Genomic DNA, 15,580 nt, shown 5'->3' on the forward strand with positions numbered 1-15,580 from the left:
TAATCACCTTCTCATTCTTTAATTCTTGATATTATTTTTTTTCTTAATACATTAAAGTAATCATAATTATGAATCTTTATTAATTTAGTCTTATTTTTAGATTTTTTAATTATAATTTCACTACTGTCATTAAGTTCAAAAGCTTCCTGTCCATCCACAGTCAAAAATGCACTTTCCTTATTTTCATGTAAATTTATGTTTATTTCGCTATTTGCATCCAGCACAAAATTTCTTGCACTTAAGGATATAGGACATATAGGAGTTATAGTAACTAATTCCAAAGTTGGATATATTATTGGACCTCCTGCTGATAAAGAATATGCTGTGGAGCCTGTAGGTGTTGATATAATAATACCATCTGCTACTATGCTATTATAATGCATACCATCTATATTTACATTGTAATTAATAACTCTAGATAAGGTTCCTTTAGAAACAACTACATCATTTAAAGCTAACAATTTTCTTTCTATTTGACCATCTCGTACAATACATTCTAGCATCATTCTTTCTTCTATAGAATACTGATCTTCACATACTTTTTCTAAGGTATTTTCTAATTCCTTCCCTTCTGCAGTAGTTAAAAAACCTAAATTTCCAAAATTTACACCAAGTATAGGTATTTCTCTATGTCCTATTGCTCTAGCAGTTCTCAATATGGTTCCGTCTCCGCCAACAGAAATTACAAAATCAAATTCATCACAACTTTCCTTTAATTCCCTAGCATCACTAAACACTACTGTATTGCAAATATTATCTAATTTTTTCAATATTCTATTTAAAATTTTATTTTCTGGATCCTTTTGGCTATTTATATTAATTCCTACACTTTTCATTTTCAACCCTACCTTAAACAATTGTGTGCTAATTTTACTGTCATTTCTATATTTTCATCTGTTATAGTATCCACATACGAAACATCTTTAGTAAAATAAATTAAGTATTCAATATTACCTTCTGGCCCCTTAATAGGAGAATAGTCTACACCTTTAACTTTTAAATTTTCTGCCCTTAAGAAATTTACAACTCTTTTTATAACTTCTAAATGCACAGAAGTTTTTTTTACCACTCCATGCTTTCCTACTTTTCCTTTTCCAGCTTCAAATTGAGGTTTTATCAGTGCAACCACTTCTCCGCTACTGCACAAAAGATTAACAACCGTTGGTACTACCTTTTCTAAAGATATAAAAGAAACATCTATACTAGCAAAATGAACATCTTCATTGATTTTTTCTCTAGTTAAGTATCTAATATTAGTCTTTTCCAAATTTACAACTCTTTCATCCTCTTGTAACCTTCTGTCTAATTGTCCTGTTCCTACATCCACAGCCCAAACTTTAACTGCACAATTTTGAAGCATACAGTCTGTAAATCCTCCTGTAGATGCTCCTATATCCAAACATATTTTACCAGTCAAATCTACTTCAAAGTTTTCTAAAGCCTTTTTTAGTTTTAGTCCACCCCTACTTACAAAAGGCATTTTTTCGCCTATAAACTCTATATTATCTTCTGAAGAAACCCTTTGGGAACCTTTAGTAATCTTCTTTCCATTAACATAGATTTCGCCCTTTATTATACTCTCTCTTCCTTTTTCTCTGGAAGGAAATAAATTTCTCTTTACTAATTCTACATCTAGTCTTTCTTTTTCTATACACATAATATCTCACCTTTATTTAACAGTTGTTAAAATAGTTTGCACTATTCCATCTACGTCCATATTATTTACCTTATAAAGGGTTTTAGTATCACCGTGAGGAATGAATTTATCTTCATACCCAATATTAACAATATTAACTTTTTTATTTATTTTATTCAAGTAATTTAGTATGTTACTTCCGAAACCACCATTTATTACATTATCTTCTATGGTAAATATGTACTCTTTCTCTTCGCCTAAACTTTCTAAAAGTTTTTCATCTAAAGGTTTTATAAAGTATCCATTTATAACAGATGATTTTATTCCAAAACTACTTAGTTTTTCTCTAACCCTTAGTGCTCTTTCTACCATATTTCCTGTAGCTATTATAGCTATATTTCCTTCATTACTTAATACTTCCCATTTCCCAAGTTTAATTTTTTCCACTGACTTTAGCGTTTGCCCCTCATCACCACCTCTTGGGTATCTTATTGCTATAGGAAAGTTTTGTTCTACTGACCAGTTCAATATAGTCCTTAATTCCTCAGTACTTTTAGGACTCATAATAGTTAAATTAGGAATATGTGATAAAAAGGATATATCAAACACTCCTTGATGAGTTTCTCCATCATTTCCAACAATTCCAGCTCTATCTATGGCAAAAATAACTGGTAGATTTTGTAGACAAACATCATGCAATACTTGATCATATGCTCTCTGTAAAAAAGTAGAGTAAACTGCAAAAACAGGCTTAAAACCTGATGAAGCAATTCCTGCTGCCATAGTAACTGCATGTTGTTCTGCTATACCCACATCAAAGAATCTTTTAGGATACTTTAAAGAAAATTCTTTAAGTCCCGTTCCATCTGGCATAGCTGCAGTTATAGCTACCAGCTTTTTATTTTTCTCTGCAATTTTAACTATTTCATCTCCAAATACTTTGGAATATGAAATTTTCCCCTTAGAAACTGTTTTCCCTGTTTTCCAGTCAAAAGGTCCTATACCATGAAATTTATTAGGATTACACTCTGCATAAGTATATCCTTTACCCTTTTTAGTTATAACATGTATAAGCACTGGTCCATTTATATTCTTACACATAGATAAAATCTTAACCATTTGTTTTATATTATGGCCATCCACTGGACCTAGGTATTTAATACCCATATCTTCAAATAACATTCCAGGAACCACTAACTGTTTTATTCCATCTTTAACCTTTTGTATTGAATTAGCTAATCCTTCTCCTAAAGGCATTTTCCTAATGGTACTATTAAAGTCATTTTTAAATTTATTGTATTTAGGATCTGTTCTTATGGTACTTAAGTATGTAGATAATCCTCCAACATTTTTATCTATAGACATTTGATTGTCATTTAATATTATTATAGCTTTATTTTTTGAATATCCCAAGTCATTTAGAGCTTCTAGGGCCATGCCCCCTGTTAAAGCACCATCACCTATTACAGATATAACTTCGTAATTTTCACTATTTAAGTCCCTAGCTCTTGCCATACCAAGTGCTGCTGAAATAGATGTACTACTATGTCCTACTTCAAATACATCCTGTGGACTCTCTTTCTTTTTAGGGAATCCACTCATGCCATCATATTGTCGTAAGGATTTAAATTGTTCTTTTCGTCCTGTAAGTATTTTATGTACATAGGATTGGTGTCCCACATCCCAAATGAGTTTATCCCTATTAAAATTGAAAACTTTATATAAACTTAAAGTAAGTTCCACCACACCTAGATTTGATGCTAAATGTCCTCCTGTTTTTGATACTTCTTCTATCAAAAATTCTCGTATTTCTTTTGCAAATACATCTAAATCTTTAAAGGACATTTTTTTAATTTCCTGCATGTCCTTATAATTTTCCAATAAATTTCCCATTATCATCTTTCCTTCTTAAACTCAATTTTTTGAACCCTTTAATGACTTTTGCTACATTATATATTATATCATTGCTTTTATTTATAGCTACACCTTTTCCCATGGCTTTTCCCCCTATGGTTGCAGAAGCTATAATTGCACCTATAAAAGCGCTGGTTATGGGCGTATCAAGTTTTGGAAAAACACCAACTAATTTTTGTAATATTAAAATTCCAACAGAACCACTGACTATACCGCAAATATCACCTACCACATCATTGCATACATTGGACACTTTATCAGCATTTCTTATTAAATTGACTGCAATCTTTCCTTCTGGAATTTTTTTAGAAGACATAGAATGAAAAGGTGATTCATCTGCTGCAGTTACTGCTACTCCTATAGCATCAAATGCAATTCCAACAAAAATTATAAAAACTAATATAACAAAAGCTACTAAAATGTCCACTCCTCTTAGTAGCGTATCTGATAATAGGGTAACACTTCCGCCAATTAATATACTCCAAATGACAATTGTAATTACCCATTTTTTATTACTTTTTTTACCATCCTTTTTACTCCGACTTCCCAACTAATCATTCCCCCATTTTATTTAGTAAAACTATATATTCAAGCTTTTGACCCATGTTTATCTTTTATAATACTTTCATTCTATGTAAAATAGAATGTATCAACCGATAACAATTTTTAAATTTAATTTTAATTTATAAAAAGGATCAAATCCCTAAAGCTATTAGTCATAGGATTAAGAGGTGGTAATATATTAAGTAAATCTTACGGCTTAGGTCCAGTAGGATTTCCCATAGAGTAATCGAAGTGTCGCCACTTTGACGGTTTCCCTTTAATGCTCTATCTGCTTTGTTACCAAAAACAGGACTGGATTGCCACTTAGTCCGTACTTTAATCCTTAATATATTTCTTATGGAACAGTCTAGGAGTTTTCCTCGACAGTTAGGTATTTCTCTATCCTCTTTTGCAGCATAGGTTTCAGCATGCAATAATTAAACGACTTCGGCCAAAGTCATCTAATCTGTTCATACCTCTCCCTACACCACTTCAAGGCAGGCTACACTGCACATAGCTAATTACCACAATGCAGGTTTAATCCACTGTCGTAAATTAGGCGACTAGCCTAACCCACAAGCAGTGGTCTCCACGAAGGTAGGGTCAGTGTCGCATGCCATTGCGATTGCCCCATCCCCCTTACTCCCAGCACCAACCCATAACTGGGCGTCATAAGCCAGCACCAGGAACTTCATCGATGTGCCCTTTGACGGATTTTTAGCCCCGTCTTCGAAAAATACTTACCCGACTAGAATACTGCACCACCTCGCAGAATAATTATATCATATGAATATTAATTATTCAAAAACTTTAAGCCACATGAAAAAAATAACAAGTCAAAGATGCTAGTATATTTTGTGTCAGACAAGGAAGCAGGTTCCGCCTTTGGTAAGATTATCAGCGGGTTCTGCTGACGCAGTATGGCTCAAAATAGACTAGCATACTGACTTATTATTTATTTGAATGTGCCTAAATTAAGTTTAAAATAAATTTACTAATTATTCCTATCCAAGAGGAATTTAGTTAGCTCCTGTAGTGGTGTTACATTTAAATTTAATTCTTTTAATATAGTGAGACACTCTTCAGTTAGCTGTACACATTTTCTTTTACACTCATCTAATCCATAAGTAGTTATAAAAGTGGTTTTGTGCATCTTATCATCACTATGTATGTTTTTGCCAAGCACATCCGCGTCTCCAGTTACATCTAAAATATCGTCTTTAATTTGAAAAGCCAATCCCAATTTTTCTCCATACATTCCGAGCTTTTCCACATGTTTCTTAGGTGCACCTGCTAATAGTGCTGCTGCTATTATAGGTGATTTAATAAGTTCTCCCGTTTTCTTTTTATGCATATATATAAGTTCTTCTTCTTCAACCCTTTTACCTTCACCTAATATATCTACCACTTGACCACCTATCATTCCCTCTACTCCTGAAGCTTTTGCAATGGTGTAGCAAGCATCAAATCCCTCTTTATTATCCACTATGTATTTAAACATTATGCTCATAGCTTCATTCAAAAGTCCATCACCTGCTAAAACTGCCATAGCCTCTCCATAAATCTTATGATTGGTAGGCTTTCCTCTTCTCAAATCGTCATTGTCCATGCAAGGTAAATCATCGTGTATAAGGGAATAAGTGTGTATCATCTCTACTGAACATGCTAAAGGAAGTATTTTTTTATAGTCTTCCTTATACATTTTATAGGTGAGAAGCATTAATGTTGGTCTCACCCTTTTACCACCTACAGTTAAGCTATATTTCATCGCATCGTATATTATCTTATTATAGTTTCCCTTATTTTCAAAATAATCCTCAATCCACTTTTCTATTTCCTCTTTTATACGTATATCTAACATAACTAATCCCTCTCATCTAAGAAATCTTTCTCTTCATTATCCTTAATTATCTTTATTTTACCCTCTGCTGTACTAAGTATGGAACTTAACTTATTATATAACTTTATTCCTTTTTCATAGTTTTTTATGGCATCATCCAAAGATAATTCTTCACTGTCCATAAGTTTAACAATGCCTTCCAATTCTTTTATCATCTCTTCATAAGATACCTTTTTAGCCATTGCTCTCCTCCAGAACTTGTATTTTTAATTTTACTTCTCCATTTTTTAATCTTACCCTAACTATATCACTATCTACTATTTCCTCTTTAGTTTTTATTATATTGTAATCTTCATCATATATAATTGAAAACCCTTTCTCTAAAGAGTTTAAAGGATTGTTTCCTTCTAATACTATTTTATATTCGTTTAATTTATCTTTTTCCAAATATATTTTATTTTTAATAATACTTTCAAGACTGTTCTTATAATTATCCAGTACTCTGTATCCATTGACAATGTCATTTAGTGGACTATTTAACTCTAGCTTGCTCTTTAAAGAATTAATTTTATTATATGACAAATCCATAAATCTTTCCATGTATGAGTATAAATATTGTCCATAATCATATACTTCCTTATACATATCCTCTAGCTTTGGAATCATTATCTCTGCGGCTGCAGAAGGCGTTGGTGCTCTTCTATCTGATACAAAATCCACTATAGTAAAATCTGTTTCATGCCCAACTCCAGATACCACTGGAGTTTTACACTTATAAATTGCATTAGCTAAATTTTCATCATTAAAAGCCCAAAGTTCCTCTAGCGCTCCTCCGCCTCTAGCTACTATTATACCTTCAATGTCTTCTTTTTTATCTAAGTATTTTAGGGCATTTATAATTTCTACGCTAGCAGTATCTCCTTGTACCAGCGTAGGATAAATTAATATTTCTATTTTAGGATTTCTTCTTTTACACACATTTATTATATCTCTTACTGCTGCACCAGTAGCAGAAGTTATTACCCCTATTTTTTTGGGGTATTTAGGCAAGGATTTTTTATGTTCATCTTCAAATAACCCTTTTTCATATAGCTTTTTCTTTAAGTTTTCAAATGCTATATGTAATTCTCCCACTCCTTCTATCTGCATTTCACTACAGTATAATTGATAATTTCCTTCTTTTATGTATACAGATACCCTTCCAGTAGCTAAAACCTTCATTCCATTCTCTGGCTGAAAACTAAGATTTTTAGCTGCATCTCTAAACATAATACAACTTATCTTACCATCCGAATCTTTTAAAGAAAAATATATATGTCCACTGCTGTGTAACTTTAAATTAGATATTTCACCTTTTACGTAAATATTTTTAAGTATAAAGTCGTTGTCCATTATTTTTTTTATATAATTGTTTAATTTACCAACAGTTAAAGTTTTAATAAACATATCTAGGTGACTAACCTCCCCTATTTTATGATTATTTTGTCATATTACCTAATATACCATTTATAAATGCTGGTGACTTGTCATCTGAATATTTTTTTGCAAGTTCAATAGCTTCATTCACAGATACTCTATAAGGTATTTCTTCTGTAAATTTTATCTCATAAACAGCTAACCTTAATATTGAAAGGTTAACCTTTGAAATTCTATTAAGTTTCCAATTATTTAAGTATTTTTCTATTTCCTCATCTATTTCTACTAATTTATCTTCAATTCCTTTTAAAGTCTTTATTACATATGAAAAATCAACATCTTCTGTACTCTCTTCAGAATTTTCTTTAAAATCCTCTATTAGATCTTCATATTCACCTTTGTTTATAATTCTACCGTATAATAACTTCATTGCAACTTCTCTTGATTTTCTTCTATTCATAAAAAATTCTCCCTTCAGTAGTGTTCTTATCTCTATTATTTAAGTATTATCAAAAAAAATGTAAATATACTAAATTTATTCATAATAATAAACATGGAAAAACCCTCTGATTTCAGAGGGTGATATTTAGTCTTCCTTTTCTTCTTTACTATTTTTCTCTTCAATCTTAGGAATTGATATATTCTGGACATATACGTTAACTGCTGAAACATTTAAGCCTGTGATGGTTTCCACTGTTTTCATAACATTTTTTTGAACTTTTTCACAAACTTCAGGTATTCTAATGCCGTACCTTACCACTACGTATAAATCTATAGCAGCACTTCCTTCATTCACATTTACTTTAACACCTTTAGATATATTCTTCTTACCGCTAAGTATTTGTGATATTCCTCCAGCTAAACCAGCGTTTATTTCTTCTATACCTTCTATTTCATCCGCAGCTAATGCAGCGATGACACTAACAACTTCGTCAGAAATTTTTACAACTCCCACTGCTTCTGATTTTTTTAAACCTTCGTCCATCTCTTTACCTCCTTATGTCTCTTAAATAAATCTCTTTACCCTTAGATACATTATATCAAATACATTTTATATTTACAATTATTATTCTTTATTTTCGATTTCTACATTGTTTAATCCTGCAATACTCATAACTACATCTTGTATTTCTTTAGCTTGTTTGTCTGATAATTTTTTATCTGATTTTACTATTATTCTAACTTTATTATTATTTTCTATCATGCATATAACATCTTCGAAGCCTTTTCCTTTAAGTGCTATTTCTATTCTATTTTCCTTATCTGCATTAGTAGATATGTTACTGAATTCTTCTATAACCTTAGATTTTTGTTCCTTTTCAACACTCTCATCATCAATTATAGATTTTAAATTTTGAAGTGTCTTTATAGTTTCTTCTTCTTTTAACATCTTTGACTCTGTAAAGTAATTATTCTTGGTTTCTCCTTTTTGGCTGTCAGTAAAGGATATGGCACTCTTATCCTTAGTTTTTCCACCATTTTTAGATATTAATGAACTATTTACCTTAGTTGCCACCATACCTAAACAAACAATCAACACCAATAATGTCACAATAATAATAGCTTGTTTCTTATTCATTACAAAACCCCCCATTTCTTCTTACATAGAATTATATGCTATTTTTTCATAGGATATACATTCACTTTAACATTTGGTACATTGAATAATGCACATACTGCCTTACTTATCCTTAGTTCCGTAACTTTACTTTCAGCCCCTTCTGCCACTACTAGTACACCTGTAATTCTAGGCTTATTTTTTTTAACTATCAGTGGTTTATTACTTCCATTTTCATTGGTAACTACTACATTTTTATCATTGTTGTTCTGAGAAATTTTTCTCTTACCTCCTGCAGTATCTTCTTCATTAGTAACGTTATCAGAATTACTGATATTCACTGCAGGAACCTTTTCTTCCCCACTTTCAAAATAAATCATCACCTCTACTCTTCCAACTCCCTGGATCTTCTCTAATTTTGTCTTTAGTTCATTTTGAAGAAATATCTCATATTCTTTATCATTATCTCCGGTATATTCTATATCTTCTTTAGTATTTTGAGTATTTGCAGTAGCTATCTTTGTGTTTTTATTTCCTTTAAAACTACTGCCTGCTATCATCAATATGCATCCAATTAGTATTATTACTATTAAATTAAAAATTTTTTTATTACTATCCTTGTCCTTATTTAATTGATTTTTAAATTTTAAAATTTTATCTTTGAAGTCCATTTTAACCTCCTTAGATCTTATATATACTTATAATATTAAATGGAATTTTAAATTCACTATTAATATAGTTTTTCATGTCATTACTTAACTGACTTTCCAGCTTCTCTTTATTTTCACTAGGCTTTTTAGTATTTATTTCCACCTTTCTTACTAGTTTTTCTTTTCCTACCCCTATACTCATATTTACTATTTTAAAGCTATTAGCATCCTCTTGATATTTTACTTTCACATCCACCTTGAAATTATTGTCTTTATATTTTTCTTTAAGTTTATTTTTACATTCTTTTTCTAAATTGTACTCAAAATTTTCACAGGTGTTTTCGATATTTTTATATTTATATTCTTCATAAGTATTTTTATACAACTTATCTTCAGTATATTTTTCCAAATTTATAGCACTAGTTATATTTAAATCTTTGTTAATAAATTTTATAACAGGATTTATTATTGTAATTATTAATATCAACCCTAATACAAATTTTGCATACTTTTTTAAATTATTAGATGGCAGTATAGCCTCCACTGCAATTATAAAAAATACACAAACACTTATGGTTATTACCCAGTTTTTCATAAACTCAATCATTTTTATCCTCCTAAAACTCCACTTCCAGCTGCTGCTATAATGCATAGCATTATAAAAAACATAAATGAAACACTAATTAAAGTGGACATAAGTAAAATTAAAGAATCACCAGAATTACTGATGCACTTTACCATATTTTTATCACATATAGGTTCTATAAGTGCCGCGCTTACTTTATACATTGATGCTATGATAAATATTTTTATTATAGGTATTACAATTATAGCTAAAATTATTACAAGTCCTAAACTACTTAAAGCGTTCTTAGCTAAAAGCGAATATCCTGCTACTGTAGAAATTGCATCCGAAAGACATTTACCTATAACTGGTACGAAATTATCCACTGCATATTTTGCTGTTTTTGATGTAACTGCATCTAAAGTTTTAGAAGTAATGCCCCTTATACTTACTACTCCTACAAAAACAGTCATAATTATACCCTGTGTCCATAGTGCTACCTTACTAAATATCTTTGTTAAATTACTTATTTTATAATCATCCGATATGTTGTTCACGAAATTTAAAACAAAACTCATAAGTATCATAGGAATAATAAAACTTACATAAATTCTGGAACATATATTTATAGCTACAATTATTATTGGGTTCATAACCGCGGCCTCTACAACACCTCCTACACTAGCAAGCATTACTAAAAGCACTGGTATCAATGCCGTCATAAAGTCTACCATAGTATTTATAGTGCTAGTTACCAGTGACACCCCTATTTTAAAGCTTTTAGCCACCACTATTATCACCAGTGAATAGCAAGCAAAATAAGCTACCTTTGTCATCTTTTCGTTACTGAAAGCATTTTCCAAATTTTTAAGTAGTGAGCTTACAATTCCTAGGATGAGAATGCTTATCATTATTTTCAAAGCAGCTAGTACTTCCCTAAAAGTATAGGACCATAGAGCATTTCCAAATTTTTTAATAGAAAATTTACCATCACCAGTTTTCATAAACTCCATTACATATTCTTTAGGATTTAATTCTTGTATTATCTCATATTTATTTTTCATATTAGATATATAGTTATATAAACTTTCCATTTGTTCTCCATTGGCAATTTCGTTTATTTTTTTGTGATCTACTGATGATGCTTGTACATTAAAGTTTGTAAAAAACAGGGTAAATATTATTATTAAACCCACTATTTTCTTCATATCTACCTCACTTTTTTATCTATAAAATTTTTGTAATAGTATCTAACACTGCCATCAATATGGGTATTGATAATACTAAAATAAGTATTTTGCCACTAAATTCTACTTTAGATGCTATAGTAGCTTCCCCAGCATCTTTACAGATTTCACTACAAAAAGTAGCTAAAAAAGCAATAGCTAGCACCTTAAACACTATATTCAAATAAACAACATCAATATTAGCTTTAGTGGCCAAACTTTGAAGAAATTTAATTATTACAGATAATTTATCTATCATAAATACGAATATAGAGCATCCACAAAATATGCTAATGAGCAAAGCTACATCGTCTCTTCTTTTTTTAAATATGGATATTATAAATAAGGCTATAAAGGCAAATGATACTATTTTAACAATTTCCATACTTTCCTCCTATAGTTTAATTTGTTTATTGTTTTACTACCAACCAAAAATTAAAACATTAATATCAAATTGAAAAATATAATTAATAAGCAATATACAAATGATCATTGATCACTTAACAATAAAGCCTCAATTTTTAAATTAAAAAACTAAGGATTTAATATACTACAGCTGAAATAGTGTTTTAACTGTATTAAACAGTTTATTTATTAAATTAATAACCATCAAAAGTATTATAACTACTCCTGCTAGATTGGTTATAACTGCATATTCATCCTTTCCACCACTTTTAAGAACCTTGTCCAATATGATTATAAGTATACCAACGGCTCCAATTTTGAATAGTAAACTTACGTCTAACATACTTACCTCCTATAACAACATAATTACCAACATGGCACCTATAGAAAATCCTAAGTATCTATACATTTTAGTGTTCTTTTCCATTATTTTTTCTGCAACACTAATTTGCTTTTTCAAGCTTTCTATAGTAAATAATATTATTGCCTTTTGCCCTTCCAAATCGGATTTGCCTAAATTTTTACTCAAATTTAAAATTATGTCTATATCCTCCTCCTTTAACTTTAAGCTTTTACTTTCGTCAATGCTTATTTTAAATCCCTCATATACATCTTCCACTTCATTATTATTTAAAAGCTGCCATATACGTTTAAAAATGCTTTTCACTTCTCCTTTTGACTTAGAGCTTATGGATTTAAAAGCTTCTGGTAGAGATGTGTATGTGTAAAACATTTCATTTTTCAATAAATATATTCCCTTTTCAAACTCTTTTAAGTGTTCTACTCGCTTTTTAAGCTCTTCGCCATATGCAAATCCCATGTAAGTGGAAGATAAAATTATAACTAAACTTCCTATAATTTTAATCACGGCCACATCTCCTAAACTTTGGTATTATTGTTAAAATCGTATATATACTCAACAGTGCCAACACCTCTAGTATTGCTAAGTATGATAGCTCTAGTGAAAACTTTATTATCTATTATTTCTTTAAATACTGGTCTTCTGTAAAGATCCGTTTCATCGTACCCATGTATGGTTGTAATAACCTTCACACCAGAGTTTAATGCAAGTATTATGTTCTCCATATCCTTGTATGTTCCTATTTCATCAGAAACTATAACTTCTGGCGCCATACTTCTTATGGCCATGGATATACCATAACTTTTAGGACAGCTATCTAAAACATCAGTCCTTATTCCTACATCCATTTGGGGAACTCCTAAATAACATCCTGCTATTTCGCTTCTTTCATCTATTACAGAAACCTTTTTCCCAGCAATTATTCCTTCTATACCATTAGATACATTTCTAGTTACATCTCTTATCAAAGTGGTTTTCCCACATTTTGGTGGTGAAATTATTATTGTATTCATTATTTCTCCTTGTTCAATTAAAGAAGGCATTATATTATCTGCACAACCTTTTATTTGTCTACAAATTCTAATATTTATGGAACTTATATTTTTTATTGTTTTTATTCTGTCTTTTTCTACCACACAACTTCCACATATACCAATTCTATGTCCGCCTTTTATAGTTATATATCCCTGTCTTATTTCTTCATCAAAGGCATATAGGGAATAGCTGCTAAATCTTTGAACAATGCTTTTTAGCTCCTCTTCTTTAGGAATATACTCTTTTAAAATTTCATTATTATTTATGCCCAAAATTATTGGTTTTCCTATTCTTATGCGTATTTCTTGAAGTTTGTCCAATTCTTCTGTGTTTTTTATTAGTTTAATTAAAGGCTCACTTAGAAATTTTTCTAAACCATACAAGTACATCAAATATTCCTCCTCTCTTAATTAATTTCTATTTATTATGTGTGAAATTTATTACTTAATTTTAAAATATTTCTATGTAATAAAATGATTAAATCACAAAAAATATAAAAAAGGCAGTAATGCTATAATGCATACTCCCTTTTCGTTCAAAGCCTCTTGGTTACATTTTATTCAGTTTTTTCTTCCTCTTTGCCACATAAAATTATATTATATCTGCAGTTAGGACATTCTAAATGTTCATTGCTTTGGAATAGTGTTTTATCTATAAATATAGATTCATTACAACTAGGACATTTCATCTCCCTAAAATCATCCTCATTATACTCACAACCTTCATCAATAAGATCTTCACTTAATCCATATATTTCATCTTCAACATTTATTAAATCATTATCAATTTGTTCTATGTATTCTTTTATTTCACCATTAGAATTTTTAAGAGAACAAATTTCATCAGCTATACATTCTAGTATATCTGTAATTTCTTTAATTACTTTTCCTTCTTTTGTTTCAGAATCTATGTGCAATCCATCTATGTATCCTTTAAGGTAGGATACTTTTTGCTTAACCGAATTCATATAACCACTTCCTTATAAACAATTTAAGTTATAATTAGTATAACCTAAACTCTTTCCATATATTCTCCAGTTCTTGTATCTATTCTCACCATTTGTCCTTCTTCTACAAATAGAGGAACTTGAATCATTGCTCCAGTTTCCATTTTAGCTGCTTTTGTAACGTTAGTAGCTGTATTACCTTTAACACTTGGTTCTGTTTCAACTATTTGAAGTTCTACAAAGTTTGGAGCTTCTACTGAAAAAGCCTCTCCTTTAAAGAATTTTATAACTGCAAACATATTTTCCTTTAAGAATTTTATAGCATCTTCAACTTTTTCATAGTTTAAAGGAATTTGCTCATAAGTTTCTTGATCCATGAAGTAATATAATTCTCCATCAGAGTATAAGTATTGCATTTCTTTTCTTTCAATAACAGCTTCTTGTAACTTTTCAGTTGGGTTAAATGTTCTTTCTACAACTCCCCCAGATATAACATTCTTTATCTTCGTTCTTACGAAAGCTGCTCCTTTACCTGGTTTTACATGTAAAAAATCTACTACTGTAAAAACTTGTCCATCTAATTCAAAAGTTGTTCCTTTTCTTAACTCTCCTGCTGAAATCATTCGGTATCCCTCCAAAAAAATAAATTTCATTTATTATTATAACCTTTAGTAGGCAATCAATACAAATATATTGTATCTATATCCATCATATGCATACTCAATGCAACTTCATATGTTGAACAATGATATTTTATCAAAAGTAATTGATATTTGCAAATATTTCTTTTATCATATGATATTTACATATATATTTTACTTCTTCAGCCCAAAACACATTTCATACTTATTATTACCTTATTTTCTTTTAAAATCACACTTTCAATAATAAAATTTTTATTTTTGCCAAAAAAATTTTTTATTTCCTCGTCTCTTATAAACTCTTCTAAAGGTTTAATATACCTCAGTTTAAATTTTACACTATGGTTTGTATTATTTTTTTCTACTGACATTTCATCTATTTCTACAGTTTTTAATCTATGAATTTCCTTTAAAACATAACTACACTCTATTTTTTCTCTTTTTTCTATACTTTTATTTTCTCTCTTATGCTGTTTAACAACCTTAAAATCATTTTTTTTAATTTTCAATTCTTTATTTAATCTACAATCATATAAAACTAATGATATAAAAATCATAATCATTATTATTAAACTAAAAACTTTTCTTCTACTCATTATTTCACTTCCATTTTTACACTAAAGTTTATACCTTTTCCTTGGTTATTTATATTATTAAAATCTTTAATATTATATTTTTTGTCTTTTTCTACTTTTTCTAAAAAATCTATATACTCCTTTATGTTGTTACTACTTCCTTCAAATTGAATTTCCTTTTCATTTGAAGTTATATGACTAAAGACAATATCATTTTTCATAAAATTGTATAAATAAATAAAGTTATTTATAGTACTAATATTTTTGTT

General features: G+C 29.7%; 21 protein-coding genes. All 21 read right to left on the reverse strand.

Annotated features, from left to right (window positions below; all coding sequences use genetic code 11):
- Nucleotides 1-11: 11 nt before the first annotated feature.
- A complete protein-coding gene (locus C1715_RS12710; RefSeq protein WP_102400850.1) occupies nt 12-836 on the reverse strand; it encodes an NAD(+)/NADH kinase in 825 nt (274 codons plus the stop codon).
- Between the two features lie 8 nt (nt 837-844).
- A complete protein-coding gene (locus C1715_RS12715; RefSeq protein WP_102400851.1) occupies nt 845-1,657 on the reverse strand; it encodes a TlyA family RNA methyltransferase in 813 nt (270 codons plus the stop codon).
- A gap of 12 nt (nt 1,658-1,669) precedes the next feature.
- A complete protein-coding gene (dxs, locus tag C1715_RS12720) occupies nt 1,670-3,535 on the reverse strand; it encodes a 1-deoxy-D-xylulose-5-phosphate synthase (protein WP_180964080.1) in 1,866 nt (621 codons plus the stop codon).
- Nucleotides 3,504-4,100: a hypothetical protein gene (locus C1715_RS12725; protein WP_102400852.1), complete on the reverse strand. Its 597-nt coding sequence runs from the start codon at nt 4,098-4,100 to the stop codon at nt 3,504-3,506. The genes dxs and C1715_RS12725 overlap by 32 nt, the downstream gene beginning before the upstream one ends.
- 987 nt (nt 4,101-5,087) lie before the next feature.
- Nucleotides 5,088-5,954 (reverse strand): polyprenyl synthetase family protein, encoded by an 867-nt coding sequence (locus C1715_RS12735; RefSeq protein WP_102400853.1) that lies wholly within the window; start codon nt 5,952-5,954, stop codon nt 5,088-5,090.
- A 2-nt stretch (nt 5,955-5,956) separates the two neighbouring features.
- Complete coding sequence (locus C1715_RS12740; protein ID WP_102400854.1) at nt 5,957-6,175, reverse strand: exodeoxyribonuclease VII small subunit; 219 nt, start codon at nt 6,173-6,175, stop codon at nt 5,957-5,959.
- Nucleotides 6,168-7,379: an exodeoxyribonuclease VII large subunit gene (gene xseA, locus C1715_RS12745; RefSeq protein ID WP_102400855.1), complete on the reverse strand. Its 1,212-nt coding sequence runs from the start codon at nt 7,377-7,379 to the stop codon at nt 6,168-6,170. Before xseA ends, C1715_RS12740 begins: the two co-directional genes overlap by 8 nt.
- A 31-nt stretch (nt 7,380-7,410) precedes the next feature.
- Nucleotides 7,411-7,809, reverse strand: coding sequence for a transcription antitermination factor NusB (gene nusB, locus C1715_RS12750; RefSeq protein WP_102400856.1), 399 nt, complete (start codon nt 7,807-7,809; stop codon nt 7,411-7,413).
- Between the two features lie 126 nt (nt 7,810-7,935).
- Complete coding sequence (locus C1715_RS12755; protein ID WP_102400857.1) at nt 7,936-8,334, reverse strand: Asp23/Gls24 family envelope stress response protein; 399 nt, start codon at nt 8,332-8,334, stop codon at nt 7,936-7,938.
- Nucleotides 8,335-8,415: 81 nt separating this feature from the next.
- On the reverse strand, nt 8,416-8,928 hold the full coding sequence (locus tag C1715_RS12760; RefSeq protein WP_102400858.1) for a SpoIIIAH-like family protein: 513 nt from the start codon (nt 8,926-8,928) through the stop codon (nt 8,416-8,418).
- A 38-nt stretch (nt 8,929-8,966) separates the two neighbouring features.
- Complete coding sequence (spoIIIAG, locus tag C1715_RS12765) at nt 8,967-9,578, reverse strand: stage III sporulation protein AG (protein ID WP_102400859.1); 612 nt, start codon at nt 9,576-9,578, stop codon at nt 8,967-8,969.
- Between the two features lie 10 nt (nt 9,579-9,588).
- On the reverse strand, nt 9,589-10,164 hold the full coding sequence (gene spoIIIAF / locus C1715_RS12770; protein WP_180964081.1) for a stage III sporulation protein AF: 576 nt from the start codon (nt 10,162-10,164) through the stop codon (nt 9,589-9,591).
- Between the two features lie 2 nt (nt 10,165-10,166).
- Nucleotides 10,167-11,330 carry a stage III sporulation protein AE gene (spoIIIAE, locus tag C1715_RS12775; protein WP_102400861.1) on the reverse strand — a complete coding sequence of 388 codons (1,164 nt, stop codon included), beginning with the start codon at nt 11,328-11,330 and terminating at the stop codon, nt 10,167-10,169.
- A gap of 19 nt (nt 11,331-11,349) precedes the next feature.
- Nucleotides 11,350-11,733 carry a stage III sporulation protein AD gene (spoIIIAD, locus tag C1715_RS12780; protein ID WP_102400862.1) on the reverse strand — a complete coding sequence of 128 codons (384 nt, stop codon included), beginning with the start codon at nt 11,731-11,733 and terminating at the stop codon, nt 11,350-11,352.
- A 165-nt stretch (nt 11,734-11,898) separates the two neighbouring features.
- Entirely contained in the window at nt 11,899-12,096 is a 198-nt protein-coding gene (gene spoIIIAC / locus C1715_RS12785) for a stage III sporulation protein AC (RefSeq protein ID WP_102400863.1), read from the reverse strand.
- 9 nt (nt 12,097-12,105) lie between these two features.
- A complete protein-coding gene (gene spoIIIAB / locus C1715_RS12790; RefSeq protein ID WP_102400864.1) occupies nt 12,106-12,621 on the reverse strand; it encodes a stage III sporulation protein SpoIIIAB in 516 nt (171 codons plus the stop codon).
- A gap of 11 nt (nt 12,622-12,632) precedes the next feature.
- A complete protein-coding gene (gene spoIIIAA / locus C1715_RS12795; protein WP_102400865.1) occupies nt 12,633-13,538 on the reverse strand; it encodes a stage III sporulation protein AA in 906 nt (301 codons plus the stop codon).
- A 167-nt stretch (nt 13,539-13,705) separates the two neighbouring features.
- The gene (locus C1715_RS12800; protein ID WP_102400866.1) at nt 13,706-14,116 is read right to left on the reverse strand and encodes a CD1247 N-terminal domain-containing protein; all 411 of its coding nucleotides are present in this window, start codon (nt 14,114-14,116) and stop codon (nt 13,706-13,708) included.
- A 44-nt stretch (nt 14,117-14,160) separates the two neighbouring features.
- Nucleotides 14,161-14,718 carry an elongation factor P gene (gene efp / locus C1715_RS12805; RefSeq protein WP_102400867.1) on the reverse strand — a complete coding sequence of 186 codons (558 nt, stop codon included), beginning with the start codon at nt 14,716-14,718 and terminating at the stop codon, nt 14,161-14,163.
- A gap of 200 nt (nt 14,719-14,918) precedes the next feature.
- Nucleotides 14,919-15,332: a hypothetical protein gene (locus C1715_RS12810; RefSeq protein ID WP_102400868.1), complete on the reverse strand. Its 414-nt coding sequence runs from the start codon at nt 15,330-15,332 to the stop codon at nt 14,919-14,921.
- Nucleotides 15,332-15,532, reverse strand: coding sequence for a hypothetical protein (locus C1715_RS19165; RefSeq protein WP_146005397.1), 201 nt, complete (start codon nt 15,530-15,532; stop codon nt 15,332-15,334). Before C1715_RS19165 ends, C1715_RS12810 begins: the two co-directional genes overlap by 1 nt.
- Nucleotides 15,533-15,580 lie beyond the last annotated feature (48 nt).

It is taken from the genome of Haloimpatiens massiliensis (assembly GCF_900184255.1).
Classification (GTDB): Bacteria; Bacillota; Clostridia; order Clostridiales; family Clostridiaceae; genus Haloimpatiens; species Haloimpatiens massiliensis.